Here is a 16,433-nt window from a genome sequence, read left to right as displayed (position 1 = left end):
CGACGTGCTGCAGGACTGGTTCGAAGCCGGCGCCGCCGATGGCTTCAACCTGATGCCCCCGACGGTACCTGCCGGGCTGGACGACTTCGCCCGCCTCGTCGTGCCCGAACTGCAGCGCCGCGGCCTGTTCCGCCAGCGCTACGAAGGCCGCACGCTGCGCGAGCACCTGGGCCTGGCCTGGCCTGCGCATCGCCTGCCCACCGAGCATTTGAAGACCGCACAAGCATGACCCGTCGAATCCTTCTCAAAGGCCTGCTCGCCCTGCCTGTCCTGGCGCACGCGTCAGAGCCCAAGACCCTGCGCATCGGCTTCCAGAAAGGTGGCCTGCTGCTGCTGGTGAAGACCCGCGGCGTGCTGGAGCAGCTGCTGGCTGCGCAAGGCTGGCAGCTGAAGTGGATCGAGTTCCCGGCCGGCCCGGCGCTGCTGGAAGCCCTGAACGTCGGCGCCATCGACTTCGGCGTGACCGGCGCGCCGCCGCCGGTCTTCGCTCAGGCCGCCGGTACGCAGTTCGTCTACGTCGGCGCCGAGCCCGGCGCCCCCGGCACCGAAGCCATCCTCGTCAAGCCCGAGAGCGCGATGCGCAGCGTGGTCGACCTGAAAGGCAAGCGCATCGGCCTGGCCAAAGGCTCCAGCTCGCACTACCTGCTGATCCGCGCCCTCACCCTCGCCGGCCTGCGCTACGCCGACATCCAGCCCGTCTTCCTGCCCCCTGCCGACGCGCGCGCCGCCTTCCAGGGCGGATCCATCGACGCCTGGGTCGTCTGGGACCCGTACCTCACCATCGCCCAGTCCGCCACCCAGGCCCGCCTGCTCAGCGCCCCCGGCCTGGACACCGGCGCCCCCTGGAGCTTCTACGAAGCCCGCCGCGAGTTCACACAAGCCAACCCTGCGATCGTGCGCGCCCTCGTCGGCTGGCTGGGCGAAGCCGGCGCCTGGGCCAACAGCCACCAAGCCGAAGCGGCACGCATCCTCGCGCCGCTGCTGGGGCTGGATGAAGCGCTGGCGCTGAAGCTGCAGCAGCGCCAACACTACGGCGCCGTGCCCACCAACGCCGCCATCGCCGCTTCGCAACAGGCGGTGGCCGACGCGTTCTTCGAGCTGAAGCTCATTCCGAGGGCGGTGCAGGTGCGGGAGAACTTCTGGCCCCCGTTGGGCTGAACAGCGCCGCGCCTGCAGAGCCCGGCGCTTCGATGTCCCATCTGCGCCCTGCACGCCGTTCAGTGAAGTAGCAGGTGCTGCGCCATGCGCAGCACGCCTTGTCTCTTCACGGCGGAGTTGCCATGTTTTGTGTTCCCTGGCGCGCGGCGCGTCGTTGCCGCAGCGTCGTCAGGCTTGCCTTCGGCGTTGGCGCCTTGCTGGCCAACACGCTTGCGTCAGCCCAACAGGCTGGTCCCACCGAACTACTGTGCAGCATGCGCAGCGGGGAGGCCACCGCGACGCTGCGGGTGGCAGCGGACATTGACCCGCTGGCGGCCACGCGCGCCAAGGTGGGCGAAGGCTTCGAGCTGCGCGCGCTTGCGCTGAGCGACGCAGCCGGTGCGGACCAGGTCAGCCAGGTGGTCGTCACCGTGCTCGACCGGGAAGGCGCCGGGCCCGCAGTGGTGCTGTCGCAAAGCCGGTGGCCGGCCGCGGGGCATGGGGTGCTCGACCAGGAAGATGCGTGGCAACCAAGCTTGTCGGGCTGGCAGCGGGCCTACACCTCGGGGCTGGGCCGTGAACTGGCCTGGGGTTGTGCGCTGGTGCGGCAAGGCGCAACCCCCGATGGCTGGGCACGCGTGGACGCGACCGGCGATGGCGCGCAACTGGCGCGGCCGCGAGCCGGCATTGCCAGGCCAGAGGCAAACGGCGCTGTGGTGCGGCTGGCGTGGATGGGCGACGTAATGCTGGCCGACGGGCCGGGGCGGGTCATCGCGCGCGGACAGGATCCTTTTGGACCTGTCATGAACGCCATGAAGGATGCGGACCTGCGCATCGCCAACCTGGAATGCGTCATCGCCACCGGCGGCAAGCCCGTCGACAAGCCCTGGACCTTCCGGGCGAACCCGCGGGTGCTGGACGTGCTGCGCCGGCATGTCGACGCCGTCTCGCTGGCCAACAATCACTCGGGCGACTTCGGCCCCGGGGCCTTTGGGGAGATGCTGGGCCGGCTGCAGCGCGCCGGCCTGCCCTACTTCGGCGGCGGCACCGATTTGCGCGCGGCGCACCGCCCCGCCATCATCGAGCGACAGGGCTTGCGCATCGCCCTGCTGGGGTATGACGAGATGTTCCCGCGCCGCTTCGAAGCCGGGCCTGACAGCCCGGGTGTGGCCTGGGCCGACGAGGAGCAGATCGTGGCCGACATCCGCTCGGCCAGGACACAGGCCGACATCGTCATCCCCTTCATGCACTGGGGCCAGGAGCACAGCGAAACCTCGCACGCCCGCCAACACGCCCTCGCCCGCTTGATGATCCGCGCCGGTGCGGATGCGGTGGTGGGCGCCCATCCCCACATCCGCCAGGACACCGAAATCATCGACGGCAAACCGGTGATCTACAGCCTGGGCAACTTCGTCTTCGACGGCTTCAGCGACGCGGACAACAACACCGGCTCCATCCTGTGGATGACGGTCACCGCCGCCGGCGTCAGGGACTGGCGGCTGCAGGCGGTGCACATCGACCCAACGGGCACGCCGCACTTGGCACGTGCTGCAACAGACCCCGCGCGGACCCGCAGGCTCGCCGTGAACTGAGGCCGAGGCCCGCACCGCCTTCCAGGGCACCTTGCTGGCAGCACTCCTGCGCCCGGGCCAAGCGCCGCTTCAAGACGAGTAGCCAACCTCCGCCCCGCCCCGGCCAGGCCAGGCCAGGCCACCCGTCATGGCATCTGGCTGACTGCCGTGATTCACGGCGATATGTCTTCGAGTGCCCGATTGGTCGTTTCGATCATCCGCATCGCGGCGAGCAGGCCGATCACGTTGGCGAGGGCAAACATCAGGAAGACCGCGGCGATGCCCTGGCCAGACAAGACAATGCCGGCAACCGCCGGCGCGGTGGCCGAGGCCACGCGCAGCCAGGACGTCGCCAGCCCGGTGCCGATGGCCCGCATGCGTGTCGGGTAGATCTCGGGCGTGTAGAGATACAACAGGACTGTCGTGGTTCCCATCACCGCATAGGCCGACGAAGCGAGGATCATCACCGACAAGGCACTCTTGGCGCCGAGGGCCGCCAGCACCCCGAGCAGCGCGCCGCACAGCACGAAGCAGCCCATGGCCCAGCGGCGGCGGCCGACGCGGTCGACCAACAGTGCGCAGCCGAGGACGGCCACCACGCTCAGCACGTTGGTCAGCGACGCTACGCGCAGGGCTTCCTGCAACGGCATGTTGTAGACCGTCTTGTAAAGGGTCGGCAGCCAGTTGTTGATGCCGTTGGCCACGAAATACGACGTGGCCCAGAGTACCCAGACCACCATGGTGCGGGGCCGGTAGACCGGCGAGAACAGTTCTTTCCAGGATGCTCTTTTCTGTGACCGCAAACCGAGTGCCAGGCTTTCGACGCGACTGGCGATCTCCTGCCTGTTGTTCGTTGGATCGAGGCTGCGCTTGGACGTACTCGCCTCGATGGTTCGAATGATCTCTTCCGCCTTCTCGAAGCGGCCCTTCGAGATCAGCCACCGCGGCGACTCCGGCAGGCGGGCCAGAAAGATCAGGATCAGCAGGCCGGGAACGCCGCCGACGAGGAACATGTACTCCCAGCCAAATCGCGGCACCACGAAGGAGCCGACCTGGGCCGCAGCAAGCAGCCCGAGCGGGAAGATGAGTTCGTACAGGATGAAGAAGCGGCCTCGCCCATTGGCCTGCGACAGCTCGTTGATGTAGGCGGCGGCGATGGGCACTTCGCCGCCGACTCCGATGCCCTGGATGAAGCGCATCACGAAGAGCATCAGGAAGTTGCCCGACAGCGCGCAGACGATGCTCATGGCCGACATCAGTCCGACGGCCACGGCGACGATGGGAACGCGCCCGTAGCGCTCGGCCAGGGAGCCGAACAACAACGCACCGATGACCTGGCCGAGGTAGCCCGCGGCGATCAGCACACCCACCTGGACAGTGGTCAGGTGCCACAGGCCGACCAGCACCGGCAGCACGAACGCCAACGCCAGCGCATCGAAGGCATCAAAGAAGGTGGCGCTGCCCATGACGACGCGCGCCTTCGTGTGCCATCGCGTGAATGGCACGTTCTCGATGCGGAACAGCAATTGGGCTGCGTGGTGGGCGCCGTCTTGCTCGGACATCGCCGGTGTCGGGTGGTCGTACATCATGTCTCCATCACGCCGCTCGGGTCGTTCTTGTTGTCTGTCGAGCGGTCGTCGCGCAACTGGGAATTCGCGGTCTCGGGTCAGCGTTGCCCTAGAAGTCGTGCCGCACACCCACCTCGTAGGCGGTCGACTTCTGGCCACCGAAATAGTTGGCTGCCGTCGCCGTTCCGCTGACCGCCGGGCCACCCGGAATTGCGAAAGTCGCCGCGCCCTTGTTCTCGACCTGCGCCACGTGCGCGTAGAGGGCGGTGCGCTTTGAGAGGCTGTAGACGTAACCAGCTCCGAGCAAGCTGGCGTCCTTGGCGCTCTGCGCAGCCGTGGCGCCGGTCTGATTGGCGCGCAGATAGGTCAGCTTGATCACGCCCCGGCCGACTGGAATCACCGCGCCGAACTGGGTGTTCACAGTGCGGTCCACCCCGAACAACCAGCGCCGCTGCGCGACGTCGAGCTTGACGACGCCGAAGTCGTACGAGGCGCCGTAGACCTGATCCTTGAAACTCTGGTCGCCGGCGGCATTGTGCGTCGTGAATTGCGCGGCAGCGACGTTCCAGCCGCTCCCTGCCCAGCCCAGCCGGAAGCCCTCGCCCCTGGTGCCGCCAGCGGCCGGCGTGCCGCCTTCCCCCGCCGTCACGATGGCCTGACCGTAAATGCCGGCAAGTCCGGCCGGGAGGAAATATTCAAGCGCGTTGCTGACTCGCAATGTCGGGTTGGCCGTCGTGGCCTCGCCGGCCGTTCCGAATGCCTGGCCCAGTGCGCGCGAGGCGGCGAAAGACCGGAAGGTGTTGGCGCTGGCGATGCCCAGCGTCATGAACGGGTCGAAACCGGTCCACACCAGGTGCGTCGGCACCCAATCGCGGCCCAGCCGGACCTCGCCGAGTTGGGCGCTGGCCACGCTGACGGTGGAGCGGCGGTCCCAGAACTGCCCGGCCGGCGCAGCAGCGCCAGCAACGCCTGTGTCGGCGAGGATGGTTCCGTCCAGATAGAAGCCGGCACTGAGTCCGCCACCCAGGTCCTCGACCCCGCGGATGATGAGCTTGCTCGTCGCGTTGGCACCGCTGACTTCGGACTTCTGAGAACCAACCGAGCCGTTGCGGACCTGCCGCAGGCCCAGGTCCAGCGTGCCGCCGACCGTGACCGACGACTGCGCCGTGGCGGCGAAACAGGCGGCGCTCAGGCCGGCCGTGCAAATGCTTTTCAACATGATGCTTCCTTGCTTGCGATGGGCACTTGTTGCGCCATCCGCGTAGTGAGTGGGACGGCAATCTCCGCCGGGGCATCGCTGACGCCACCGTTGACGGGTGTGCCAATGCCTGTGGCGTTGGCCTGGGCGCGGGTCGGCTACTCCGGCTTGAAGCCGGCGTTCTTCAGCAATTCGGCGCCCTGCGCGACGTCTGCCGCCACGTAGCGCCTGAATTGCTCAGCGGTCTGGGAGACGGCGTCTATGCCCAGGCTTGCGAAAGCGCCACTCTTCGCCAGTTCGGCCACAGCCTTGTTGATGGCGGTGTTGAGGATGGCAATGCGCTCGGCCGCCGTGTCCTTCGGCGCCCACACGCCATACCAGGACACGTACGAGAAGTTCGGCATCCCGCTTTCGGCCACGGTCGGCACCTCCGGTGCGAGGGCACTGCGTTTGGCTGAAGTGATGGCGATCGGCTTGACCTTGCCGCTCCTGGCCAGGGGCAGCACGGAGATCATCGAGTCGAGCAGCAGGTTGACATGACCGCCACCGACATCGACCAGCGCCGGCTGCGTTCCCTTGTAAGGCACGTAGGTGAACGTGACGCCGCCTTGGCTGGCCAGCAGCAAGGTCGCCAGATGGCTGGGAGCACCGGCTGCAGGTATCGCAGCCATCCACTTCTCGGGCTGCTGCTTGGCGGCGGCCAGCACCTCGGCCAGCTTCTTCTCCGGCTGCTGCGGTGAGACCACCAGCATCAATGGCGCCTCGCCGACGCGCGCCACCGGCGCGAAGTCGGTTTGCGGGTCGTAGGGCGGGTTGGACAGCACCTGCTTGGCCAGCACATGCGTCGCCGCCGAGAACAGTAGCGTGTAGCCGTCGGCAGGCGCCGTCTTCACCGCGCTGCCGCCGATGGTGCCGCTCGCACCGGCCTTGTTGTCGACGATGACCGAGACGCCGAGTTGCTTGCGCAATTGCTCGCCGAGCAGGCGTGCCGCGTTGTCAACGCCACCGCCGGCGGCGAAGGGCACGACGATGCGAATCGTCCTGTCCTTTTCCGGGAAGGTGGCGGCTTGCGCCCATGTAGGCGCAATGGCCAGCAAGCTCGTCGCCGCCAGCAATTGGATGATGTTCAAGATGTCTCCTGGATTTTTGTATTTCGTTGGCAGCGGGTGTGCTCAACCTTCGAGCTTGGGTCCATGCAGTTCGGCGTAGGACCGCAGCGTCTTCTCGACCTTGGGCAACAGCCACTCGGTCACCGCAAGTGGCAGGCGTTCGCGCCGGGCCTGATCGAGCAGGTGGCGCAGCGGCTGCGCGCGCGTGCCCATCGCCGAGCCTTCCTGCGCGCGCTGCTGCTGTTCCACGAAAAAGGCCGCAACCTCTGGCACACCGGACCGCACACCGGTGTCACCCAGGTAGTCGACGATGTCGAGTTCGAAGTCGTCCAGGCGCAGACTGATGCCGCCGATGCCGCAGCCGCAGCCAGCCCCGAGCGCCACGTGCAGCATCGACAGCGAACTCCACAGGTCGAGCAGGTGCTCGGCACGCTGCACGAAATCGTTGGCTGCCACGGCCAGGCCCGCGCTGCTCACTGCCCGGCCCAGGCGAGATCACCTGCCGTACCGTTGCGCGGGGCCCGCGGGGCGCTGCGCAAGGTTCGCGTGGCTTCGGCGTGGACCTGGCCATTGGCGTCGAGTGCAACGCGGTAGACCTCGCGCGCCACCTCCGCGCTGACGTAGCCTTCGCGCACATCCTCGGCGACCTTCTCGATGTCGCGCTCCAGCGGGTCACCAAAGCCCCCGCCGCCGCCCGACAGCATCTTGTAGGCGTCGCCCCGTTCGAGCCGCACGTTGAAGATCTTGGCGTTCAGGTGGTCAGTCTTCCATTCACCCTTGTGGCGCACGGCCAGGCCGTTGCCCATCGCGTCGCCGCCGCCTTCCAGGCCCCAGGGCTTGCAATGCACGCGGTCGATGCGAGTCGTCACGGTGAATGGCGACAGCGCCTGCACCACCATCTCGGCACCGAGGCCGCCTCGGTACTTGCCGGCGCCGGCGCTGTCCTGGCGAATTTCGTACTTCTCGACCAGAACCGGGTACTTCGCTTCGAGCTGCTCGGTCGGGCTGTTGTGGGTGTCGCCGTCATTGATGCAGACGGTCACCGAAACGCCGTCTTCGCTGCTCTTGGCACCCCAGCCGCCGCCGAGCGGGCCGATGCCCACGATGAACAAGCGGCCATCCTCCGGGGAGATGCCGTGGATGTTCGGGAACACCAGGTCGGCATGGTGGCCGGCAATCGAGCGGTGCGGGATCGCCGGTGCCAGCGCCTTGAAGATGGTGTCGATGACCGTCATCGGGAAAGTCATCCAGACGCGCATCGGGTAAGGCCGCTCGGCACTGATGACGGTGCCCATCGGCATGACCACCTTCAGCGGCCGGAAACTGCCGTCGTTGACCGGGTAGTCGGTGGGCGTCGTCAGGCACTTGTAGGCCACCTGCGCGCAGGCGATGCCGGTCGTGAATCCCGAGTTGTAGAAGCCGCGAACCTGCTTGCTGACATCGGACAGGTCGACGGTCATCTCGTCACCAGCGACGGTGACCTTGACTCGGATTGGAATGCGCTTGCCGATCTCCAAGCCGTCGTCGTCCATGAACGATTCGGCCTCGTAGACGCCGTCGGGGATCGACAGCGTGTTCTGGCGCGCTACGGCTTCCGACGAATCCATGATCTGGCGGATCGAGGCGTTCACCGCATCGGCACCGTAACGCTGCAGCAGCTCGACGTAGCGACGCTCGCCGGTGGTGATGGCGGTGATTTGCGCGCGCAGGTCGCCGAGTGCCCGGTCGGCCAGCCGCACGTTCATCGCGATGATGTCGATCAGGTCCTGGTTGACGACGCCCTCTCGCTGGTACTTGATGATGGGGATCTGGATCCCCTCGCTGAAGATGTCGGTGGTGACATTGCCCAGCGTGCCGCCCACATCCAGCCAGTGCGCCATGCAGCAGGTAAAGCCTTCAAGCTTGCCCTCGTGGAACACCGGCATGGTGAACGTGAAGTGGTTCAGGTGGCTGCCGGTGGTGTAGGCGTCGTTGGTGACCAGGATGTCGCCCGGCAGGATGTTCTCGTAGCCGAAGTGCCGGATCTTGGCCTTCACGGTTTCCGACATGCCGCGGATGAACATCGGCAGGCCCAGCCCGATCGAGACCGTGTCGCCTTCCTTCGTGAACAGGCCGACCGTGAAGTCCAGCGCCTCGTAGATGATCAGGTTGTAGGCGGTGCGCGTCAGGTTGGTCTTCATCTCCTCGGTCACGGCGTAGAGCCCGTTGCGGATGATTTCGACAGTGACTGCGTCCACCGTCGAGGCGTTCGTGTCGGGGGCCCGGGTGGTGCCGTGGGTGGTGCCGTGGGTGTTGGCCAGGGTTGTGGCTTGGGCGGTGCTCATGAGCGGTCGCTCCCAATGGAAATCTGCAGGTTGCCGAGTTCGTCCACGCGCAGCTCATCGCCGGGCTGCACGACGGTGGTGGAGGCGTGTTCTTCGATGAGGGCCGGACCGGTGATGACGTTGCCGGCCAGCAGCAGGTCGCGCAGGTAGACCGGGGTGTCGGCCCAGCCGCCGGCGCGGAAGTACACCGGCTTGACGGCGCGAACCGCGCGCTTGTCCGGCGTGGCCGTGCCCACGTCCACGCTGTGCCTGGGCGGCTTCTTCATCGTGCCCAGCACCGTCACGCGCAAGCTGACCAGGTCGGCCGGCTCCTTGGGGGCCGAGGTGCCGTAGCGGACCTTGTGCAGTTCGTCGAATTGCTGCTTGATCGCCTGGCGGTCCTTGCCCGCGAAGTAGGCCAGCGGCAGGTCGACCGTGACGGCGTGTTCCTGGCCGACATAGCGCATGTCGGCGGCACGCTCGATCACCACGCCGTCGGGATTGATCCCCGATTGCGCCAGTGCCGCGCGGCCCTCGTCTTCCATCGTCTTGTACGCCGCCTCGATCTCTTCGAACGACACGTCGTTGAGCTTGCGGAACACCGATCGCACGTAGTCGTAGCGCAGGTCCGAAAACAGCATGCCGTAGGCCGAGAAGTAGCCCGGCGCATACGGGATCAACACCTTGCGGATGCCGATCTCGCGGGCAATGGCCGACGCATGCAGCGGGCCGGCGCCGCCGTAGACGACCATCGTGAAGCTGCCGGCGTCCAGGCCCCGCTCGGTGGTCACAGCCTTGACCGCATGTGACATCTGCGTCACCGCAATGCGCAGGATGCCGTCGGCCGCTGCGGTCGGGTCCAGGCCCAGCGGCTTGGCCACGCGCTCGCGCATCTGGCGCTGGCAGCCGTCGAGGTCGAGCTTGAGCTCCCCCCCCAGGAAGTGCTCGGCGTCGAGCCGCCCGAGCAGCAGATTGGCATCGGTGACCGTGGGTTCGGTGCCGCCGCGGCCATAGGCCACCGGGCCAGGGATCGAACCCGCACTCTGCGGGCCGACACGCAGCGCGCTGCCAGTCTCGACACGGGCGATGCTGCCACCGCCGGTACCGACTTCGTGGATGTCCATCATTGGGATCTGGATCGGCAAGGCACGTTCGTACCCACCGATCAGCGCCGAGCCCGTCGTCAGCGGCCGGCCCTCGCTGATCACGCCGGCCTTGGCGGTGGTGCCGCCCATGTCGAAGGCGATGGCATCGCCCATGCCGAGTTGCGCGCAGATCGCCTGGGCACCGATGACGCCGGCTGCAGGCCCGGATTCGAGCATGCGCACGCAGCCGACCTTGGCATGCGCCACCGGGAACAGTCCGCCGGTGGACTGCACGATGTAGAAGTCACCTTCGAAGCCGTGGCCGGAAAGGTGGGTCTCCAGCTGACCCAGGTACTCCGAGACCCGCGGCCCGACGTAGGCATTGGCCACCGCCGTCGATACGCGCTCGAATTCGCGGTACTCCTGGCTCAGCTCGTGCGAGGCGCAGATGAAGGCGCCGGGAATTTCTTCCTGCAGGATCTGCTTGACGCGCTGCTCGTGCGCCGGGTTGCGGTACGAGTGCAGCAGCAGCACGGCCACCGCCTCGACCTTCTGCCCCTTGAGCTCACGCGCCAGTTCGCGCACCGCAGCCTCATCCAGCGGCTTGTGCGTGCTGCCGTCGGCGCGCAGGCGCTCGGCGACCTCGAAGCGCAGCGAGCGCCGCACCAGCGGCTGGTGTTTGTTGAAGAAGAGGTTGTAGGCATCGGGCCGGTTGACGCGGCCGATCTCGTAGATGTCGCGGAAGCCCTCGGTGATCAGCAGCGCGGTGTTGGCACCGGTGCGCTCCAGCAGCGTGTTGATCGCGATGGTCGAGCCGTGCAGGAACAGGTTGCCGTCGCGCCAGTCGATGTCGGCGCTGGCGATGGTGGCCTGGATGCCCTTGACGAGTTCGCCATGAGTTGACAGCGCCTTGCCGAACAGCAGCTTGCCACTGGCCTCATCGAAGGCCGCCATGTCGGTGAAGGTGCCGCCGATGTCGACGGCGATGCGCAGTTGGGGTCGTGGGTTTGCCATGTCGGTCTCCGCGCTTCAGGCTTCCGTGGCGATGCGGTTGCGCAGCACACCCAGGCCTGTGATCTCCACCTCGACCACGTCGCCATCCTTCATGTAGACCGGCGGCTCACGGCGATCACCCACGCCGCCCGGCGTACCGGTGGCAATCACATCGCCTGGCGAAAGCGGCGTGAAGCGCGAGATGTATTCGATGAGCACCGGAATGTCGAAGATCAGGTCGTCGATGCTGGCGTGCTGCATCACCTGGCCGTTGACGCGCGTTTCCAGCGTCAGCTTCGCGACGTCGGGTACATCGTCGCGGGTGACCAACCAGGGGCCGAACGGCGCCGTGCCGGGGAAGTTCTTGCCGGGCGTGAATTGGTGGGTATGGCGCTGCCAGTCGCGCACGCTGACGTCGTTGAAGCAGGCGTAGCCGGCGATGTGCTCGAAGGCCTGCGCCTTCGGGATGTGCCGGCCGCCCTTGCCGATCACGAGGGCCAGTTCGCCCTCCCAGTCGAAGCGCTCGGAGAAGCTCGGCCGCAGCACCGCATCACCATGCGCAGCCAGGGTGTCGTTGAAGCGCAGGAAGAGCGAGGGGTACTCGCTGTCGGCGCGCTTGGTCTCGGCGACGTGGCTCTTGTAGTTGAGACCGACGCAGATCAGCTTGCCCGGATTCGACAGCACCGGCAAGGCCTTGACGGCGGCCGGGTCCACGGACGTGCCGCTCTTGGCCGCGGCCAGTTGCAGTTCGCTCTGCGCGCCGGCCTTGAGGACCGCCAGCAGGTCCGGAAAGCGGCTCAGGAAATCGGCGGGGGGTTGCACATAACGATCACCCTGGACGACGCCATACGTGGGCTGTCCGGCGTGAATGAAGCTGACGAGTTTCAACGGCGTCTCCTGACTGAGGGATGCTGCTGCCGGTGGCTCGGTCGAGTCGCTCGGTGCAGCGGATGACGCCAATGTAGAAATCCGGAGGCTCTCTGCCTACCTAGAATCCCAAGGATTCAGACTTGCCATTTTTGGCATGGCTCTTACTGGAAATCCCTATGAACATCGCCAGCGCGAGACTCTTCCTGGAAGTGGCCGAGGCAGGCAGCCTCAGCAAGGTGGCGGCACGCAGGCAGACGGTGCAGTCGCATGTCAGCCGGCAGATCAGCGAATTCGAAGCCACTTTTGGCAGTCCCTTGTTCCGGCGCACGGGGCGCGGCGTGGCGTTGACCGAACTCGGCTCCCGTGCCGCGCTGCGCTTGCGCTCTTGGCTTCAGGAAACGGAGCGCCTGACCGAGGACCTGCGCGCGGATGCGGGCAAGGTGCTGGGCGAGGTGCGCATGGGCATCATCCCTTCGGCTGCGCATCCGCTGGTGACGCGACTGTTCGAGCGCCTGCAGCAGGAACATCCGGGCATCCGTCTGAACATCGCCGAGGCGCAAGGCGCGGAGATCGACGCGATGCTGGACAGCGGGGCCGTTGACCTCGCGGTCCTCTTCCGCTTCAAGCGTCCGAGCGGACGTGAGGAGAAGCTGCTGAGCGTCGCGCACACCTACCTTGTGTCCGCGCCAGGTGACGATTTGACGTGTGAGCCCACGGTCAACTTCACGCGTCTTGCGAACTTGCGGCTGGTGCTGCCCCGGCGTCCGGGCCAATGGCGCAACGCGCTTGACGAAGCGGCGCGCAGCCTCGGGTTCAAGTTGGAAACTGTCACCGAGGCGGACTCATTGACCGTGCAGAAGGAGCTCGTTGCGCACACGAAAGGCCTCTACTCAGTGCTCGGCCCCTACTCGATGGCAGCCGAGTTGCAGAGCGGACGGCTTCAGGCCAGCCAACTCGTCAAGCCTGACCTGATCCGCCACACGACCCTGGCTTTGCCCAAGCAAGGCAAGCTCTCACCCGCATGTCGCATCGTCGCCGAAGTGGTTCAGCAGTTGACGCACTCGTGGGGAGACCGCCTCACCGAACCCGTACCCGAGGGCGACGCGTCGAAGTCGGCAGCGAAGGCCAGACGGTCGCCGAAGGAAAAGACTTCTGCGTGACCGCCTGGTCTCCCCATGCGGCCATTCGAAAGCGCCGATCGACCGAGCGCGCGTGGCCAACAGCGTGCACCCAACCCATCGGCAGGTGGCATCTCGGCCACCAATGGCAAGGAACAGGACCGCCGTTCTCTGCTACCTTGCCAGTCTACCGAGAACAATGGAGACCGGCATGCCCCTGCAAGCGCTGCGTTGGCTGAGCAGCCTCACCTTTTGCGCCACAGCCGCGCTGGCCCAAACGCCACCGCCGCCTGAGCCTTCCGCCTCCGCCGTGATGGACCTGCTGCGCCAGGCCGCGCCGCAGGTCGTGCCCTTCAGCGCTGAAGAGATCGACCGCGTGCAGGCCGGCAAGGGCCTGACGGATTGCTTCTGGGTCGGCACCGTGTCGCCGGCCACCTTCAACATCCTGAGTCCGGACCGGGCGGTGACCTACTGGATCTCGCAATTCAGCTTGCCCGAGGGTGCCAAACTGGTGCTCAAGGGTGAGTACCCGCGGGCGCGCTACATGTCGTTTGCTTCGTACAACCCGCTGGGCCAGCCGGTCGATGGCCTGGCGGACGATGGGATTGCGCCAGATGCGGGCAGCGTGAATCCCTTCCGCCCCGGCGCGCAGCGGCTGGCCATGCCGCGGCAGTTCACGGTGAACGTGCAGGCGCGCGCGGCGCTGCAGGCGGGGGTGCGGGTGGACGAGGCGACACGGCCGGCGAACACGATCTTCGTGCCGACGGGCGAGGCGACCTACCAGCTCTGGCTGCGGGTGTATGCGCCGGACGATGGGCTGGGGCCGCTGGGTGGCGCGAAGCTGCCGCGGCCGGTGATGACGCTGGCCGATGGCAGCCAGGTGGAGGGCGATGCGCTGTGCCGCGGCCAGGTGGTCAAGGACCAGGCCGTGCGGGACTTCCGTGCCAGCAAGGCTGGCAACCAGGCGATGTTCGCGGTGCCTGGGGCCAAGGCGCCCTACCACCCGGCCCAGCCGGTGCCGCGCTGGAATGGCTTCTACAACCCGCTGCTGACGATGGCCAGCGTGCTGATCAACACACCGTTCGAAGAGGCGCGCAACCGCATGGATGCGACGCGACGCAGCGGCTTCTACGGCACGCTGGACAACTACTACATGTCGGCCTACGTGGACGACCGCTACGGCGAGTTGCTGGTGGTGCAAGGCAAGGCGCCGCGTACGCCGTACACGCTGCAGGGCAATGCGGTGATGGACGCCAACGTGGACCTGCGCTACTGGTCCTTCTGCAAGGGACGCTCGATCCACGACGGCGCGGTGGACGCCTGCCTGATGGACGAACAGGTGCCTCTGGACGCGAACCAGCGCTACACGCTGGTGGTCTCCACGCCCGCCAACCGGCCAGCCAATGCGCGCGCCGAATGCGGCGTGGCCTGGCTGCCCTGGGGCGTGGGCGACGGCATGGACAACCCGCATGGCGGCTACATCATCCACCGCCACATGAAGCCCTCGCCCGGCTTCACGCAAAGCCTGTGGGCCACGCAGAAGCCGGGGGATGAGGCGGCCACGCTGGGTGAGTACTACCCGGTGCCGGCCTACCAGGCCAGGGCAGGGTTCGAAGCCCTGGGCTGCCCGGTGAAGAAGCCATGAGCAGTGAAGGAATCTGACGCATTCATCCCTTACGATGGCGGGATGTCGCTTCCCGCCGCCGTCAGCCCTTTGCACCTGGCCGTTCTCGACGACGAGCCCGACATCACCGCACTGCTCGCCAACTACCTGCAGGGCCGGGGCTACCGGGTCACGCAGCTGCACAGTGGCCGCGCGCTGATGGCGCTGATGAGCAGTGATGCGCCTTCGCTGGTGCTGCTGGACCTGGGATTGCCCGGCGAAGACGGTTTTTCCATTGCCCGCCAGCTGCGCGAGCACTGGCACTGTGGGCTGGTGATCGTCACCGGCCGCGGGGACGCGGTGGACAAGGTCGTGGGCCTGGAGGTCGGCGCGGACGACTACGTCACCAAACCTTTCGACCTGCGCGAACTTCTGGCGCGCGTCAAGGCCGTGCTGCGGCGCATTGCACCCGACGAAGCCGCTGCACCCGCCATGGCACCCGCTCCGGCCCCTGCTGCTGCAGCCGCCGGCCCGCAGCGCTTTGCCGGCTGGTCGCTGGACAGCTCGGCGCGCAGGCTGCTGGACGCACAAGGCCAGGAAACCGTGTTGACCACAGGCGAATTCGACCTGCTGAGCACCTTCCTGCAGCATGCCGGCCGGGTGCTCTCGCGCGACTTCCTGCTGGAGCAGACCCGCGGCCGCAGCGCCGCGCCGTTCGACCGCACGATCGACGTGCAGGTGGGGCGGCTGCGCAAGAAGCTGGAGGCCGATGCCGACGATCCGCAGATCATCAAGTCCGTGCGCGGCGCCGGCTACATCCTGGTGGCGCCGGTGACCAAGGGCTGAGACAGATGCGCAGCCCTGCCCCTCCGCCCGCCTCGGCGCCCAGCCTGCCGCTGGAGCTGGATGAGCGCGATGTGTTCCGCTCACTGTTCGCGGCCTACCCGGACGCGCTGATCGTGGCCGATGCCCGCGGCACCATCGTGCTGGCCAACCCGTCGGCCGCGGCCTTGCTGGGCTACATCCCCGAGCAGCTGGTGGGCCTGAATGTGGACGTGCTGGTGCCAGACGCGATCCGACCTCAGCACGCGGCTTACCGCGAGGGCTATGCCCGCCATCCACGCACCCGGCCGATGGGTACCCAGATGGACCTGGTGGCCAAGCGGCGCGATGGCAGCGAGGTGATGGTGGAGATCGCGCTGAGCCCGCTGCAAAGCCAGGGCCTGCCACTGGTGGTGGCGGCCATCCGCGACATTGGCAGCTACCCGCGCGTCAAGCAGGCCCTGCAGCGGGCCCGCTACAGCGAACACCTGGCGCAGCTCGGCCGCGCCGCGGTGGATGCCCGCGACCCGCAGGTGCTGCTGGACCAGGTGCCGGTGATCGCCGGCCAGGCGCTGCAGGTCGAGCTGGCCGCGGTCTACCTGCTCACGGCAGACCGGCTGAACTTCAGGCTGGTGAGCGGCTTTGGCGTGCTGGCGGAGGAAACCATCGGCTCGCAGCTGGCGAACCTGCCGGACAGCCCGCTGGCCTTCGTGCTGGCCCAGGGCGGGCCGGTGACGGTGGCCGACTACCGGTGCGAACAACGTTTCGTGGTGCCGCCTGCCTACCTGGCCGCCGGGCTGACCAGCGGGCTGGCCGTGCCCTTGTCCGACCGCGGGCGCACCATTGGCGCACTTGTCGTGCGCTCGCGCGAGGCGCAGCGCTTCGGTGAGGACGAGCAGCGCTTCCTCGAATCGCTGGCCAACCTGCTGACCACCAGCCTGCAGCGGGCCGAGTCCGAAGAAGCGCTGAACCATGCGCAAAGGCTGGAAAGCGTGGGCCAGTTGACCGGTGGCATTGCGCACGACTTCAACAACCTGCTGACGGTGATCCAGGGCA

The 16,433-nt window shown here is 67.2% G+C and carries 13 protein-coding genes and 1 pseudogene; 7 read left to right on the top strand and 7 right to left on the bottom strand.

Going from position 1 to position 16,433, the window contains the following annotated elements; genetic code table 11:
- The 3 genes and pseudogenes from FKP22_RS05860 to FKP22_RS05850 form a co-directional block, all read left to right on the top strand.
- Nucleotides 1-229: pseudogene (locus FKP22_RS05860) on the top strand (nitrilotriacetate monooxygenase); the annotation flags it as partial.
- The gene (locus FKP22_RS05855) at nucleotides 226-1,158 is read left to right on the top strand and encodes an aliphatic sulfonate ABC transporter substrate-binding protein (protein ID WP_141286077.1); all 933 of its coding nucleotides are present in this window, start codon (nucleotides 226-228) and stop codon (nucleotides 1,156-1,158) included. The pseudogene FKP22_RS05860 and the gene FKP22_RS05855, both read left to right, overlap by 4 nt.
- Before the next feature lie 254 nt (nucleotides 1,159-1,412).
- A complete protein-coding gene (locus tag FKP22_RS05850; RefSeq protein WP_231011225.1) occupies nucleotides 1,413-2,729 on the top strand; it encodes a CapA family protein in 1,317 nt (438 codons plus the stop codon).
- A 152-nt stretch (nucleotides 2,730-2,881) separates the two neighbouring features.
- Here FKP22_RS05850 and FKP22_RS05845 read toward each other — a convergent pair whose 3' ends face one another.
- The 7 genes from FKP22_RS05845 to FKP22_RS05815 form a co-directional block, all read right to left on the bottom strand.
- Nucleotides 2,882-4,297, bottom strand: coding sequence for an MFS transporter (locus FKP22_RS05845; RefSeq protein WP_141286085.1), 1,416 nt, complete (start codon nucleotides 4,295-4,297; stop codon nucleotides 2,882-2,884).
- Between the two features lie 88 nt (nucleotides 4,298-4,385).
- Nucleotides 4,386-5,495 (bottom strand): porin, encoded by a 1,110-nt coding sequence (locus FKP22_RS05840; RefSeq protein ID WP_141286075.1) that lies wholly within the window; start codon nucleotides 5,493-5,495, stop codon nucleotides 4,386-4,388.
- Nucleotides 5,496-5,632: 137 nt separating this feature from the next.
- Nucleotides 5,633-6,598 carry a Bug family tripartite tricarboxylate transporter substrate binding protein gene (locus FKP22_RS05835; protein ID WP_141286083.1) on the bottom strand — a complete coding sequence of 322 codons (966 nt, stop codon included), beginning with the start codon at nucleotides 6,596-6,598 and terminating at the stop codon, nucleotides 5,633-5,635.
- 48 nt (nucleotides 6,599-6,646) lie between these two features.
- Nucleotides 6,647-7,060, bottom strand: a complete 414-nt coding sequence (locus FKP22_RS05830) for a hypothetical protein (protein WP_231011226.1) — start codon at nucleotides 7,058-7,060, stop codon at nucleotides 6,647-6,649.
- Nucleotides 7,057-8,907, bottom strand: coding sequence for a hydantoinase B/oxoprolinase family protein (locus tag FKP22_RS05825; RefSeq protein ID WP_231011227.1), 1,851 nt, complete (start codon nucleotides 8,905-8,907; stop codon nucleotides 7,057-7,059). The genes FKP22_RS05830 and FKP22_RS05825 overlap by 4 nt, the downstream gene beginning before the upstream one ends.
- A complete protein-coding gene (locus FKP22_RS05820) occupies nucleotides 8,904-10,985 on the bottom strand; it encodes a hydantoinase/oxoprolinase family protein (protein WP_141286073.1) in 2,082 nt (693 codons plus the stop codon). The genes FKP22_RS05825 and FKP22_RS05820 overlap by 4 nt, the downstream gene beginning before the upstream one ends.
- A gap of 15 nt (nucleotides 10,986-11,000) precedes the next feature.
- The gene (locus FKP22_RS05815) at nucleotides 11,001-11,852 is read right to left on the bottom strand and encodes a fumarylacetoacetate hydrolase family protein (RefSeq protein WP_141286071.1); all 852 of its coding nucleotides are present in this window, start codon (nucleotides 11,850-11,852) and stop codon (nucleotides 11,001-11,003) included.
- 158 nt (nucleotides 11,853-12,010) lie between these two features.
- On the opposite strand from FKP22_RS05815, the gene FKP22_RS05810 reads away from it, so the two are divergent.
- The 4 genes from FKP22_RS05810 to FKP22_RS05795 form a co-directional block, all read left to right on the top strand.
- Nucleotides 12,011-12,994: a LysR family transcriptional regulator gene (locus tag FKP22_RS05810; protein WP_141286069.1), complete on the top strand. Its 984-nt coding sequence runs from the start codon at nucleotides 12,011-12,013 to the stop codon at nucleotides 12,992-12,994.
- 169 nt (nucleotides 12,995-13,163) lie between these two features.
- Entirely contained in the window at nucleotides 13,164-14,597 is a 1,434-nt protein-coding gene (locus tag FKP22_RS05805) for a hypothetical protein (RefSeq protein ID WP_141286067.1), read from the top strand.
- A 42-nt stretch (nucleotides 14,598-14,639) separates the two neighbouring features.
- Nucleotides 14,640-15,401, top strand: a complete 762-nt coding sequence (locus FKP22_RS05800; protein ID WP_141286065.1) for a response regulator transcription factor — start codon at nucleotides 14,640-14,642, stop codon at nucleotides 15,399-15,401.
- Nucleotides 15,402-15,406: 5 nt separating this feature from the next.
- On the top strand, nucleotides 15,407-16,433 hold a 1,027-nt coding region (locus FKP22_RS05795; protein ID WP_141286063.1), incomplete at its 3' end, for a PAS domain S-box protein.

The organism is Ideonella azotifigens, assembly GCF_006519715.1.
Lineage (GTDB): Bacteria > Pseudomonadota > Gammaproteobacteria > Burkholderiales > Burkholderiaceae_C > Ideonella > Ideonella azotifigens.
Note: the sequence above shows the minus strand (reverse complement) of the source record. Positions and strands in the feature narration are given on the sequence as shown.

Bases quoted from the DNA above. Each gene is read 5' to 3' on its own strand.
- FKP22_RS05855 (WP_141286077.1), top strand. From the start codon at position 226: ATGACCCGTCGAATCCTTCTCAAAGGCCTGCTCGCCCTGCCTGTCCTG.
- FKP22_RS05850 (WP_231011225.1), top strand. From the start codon at position 1,413: ATGCGCAGCGGGGAGGCCACCGCGACGCTGCGGGTGGCAGCGGACATT.
- FKP22_RS05845 (WP_141286085.1), bottom strand. From the start codon at position 4,297: ATGATGTACGACCACCCGACACCGGCGATGTCCGAGCAAGACGGCGCC.
- FKP22_RS05840 (WP_141286075.1), bottom strand. From the start codon at position 5,495: ATGTTGAAAAGCATTTGCACGGCCGGCCTGAGCGCCGCCTGTTTCGCC.
- FKP22_RS05825 (WP_231011227.1), bottom strand. From the start codon at position 8,907: ATGAGCACCGCCCAAGCCACAACCCTGGCCAACACCCACGGCACCACC.
- FKP22_RS05820 (WP_141286073.1), bottom strand. From the start codon at position 10,985: ATGGCAAACCCACGACCCCAACTGCGCATCGCCGTCGACATCGGCGGC.
- FKP22_RS05810 (WP_141286069.1), top strand. From the start codon at position 12,011: ATGAACATCGCCAGCGCGAGACTCTTCCTGGAAGTGGCCGAGGCAGGC.
- FKP22_RS05805 (WP_141286067.1), top strand. From the start codon at position 13,164: ATGCCCCTGCAAGCGCTGCGTTGGCTGAGCAGCCTCACCTTTTGCGCC.
- FKP22_RS05800 (WP_141286065.1), top strand. From the start codon at position 14,640: ATGTCGCTTCCCGCCGCCGTCAGCCCTTTGCACCTGGCCGTTCTCGAC.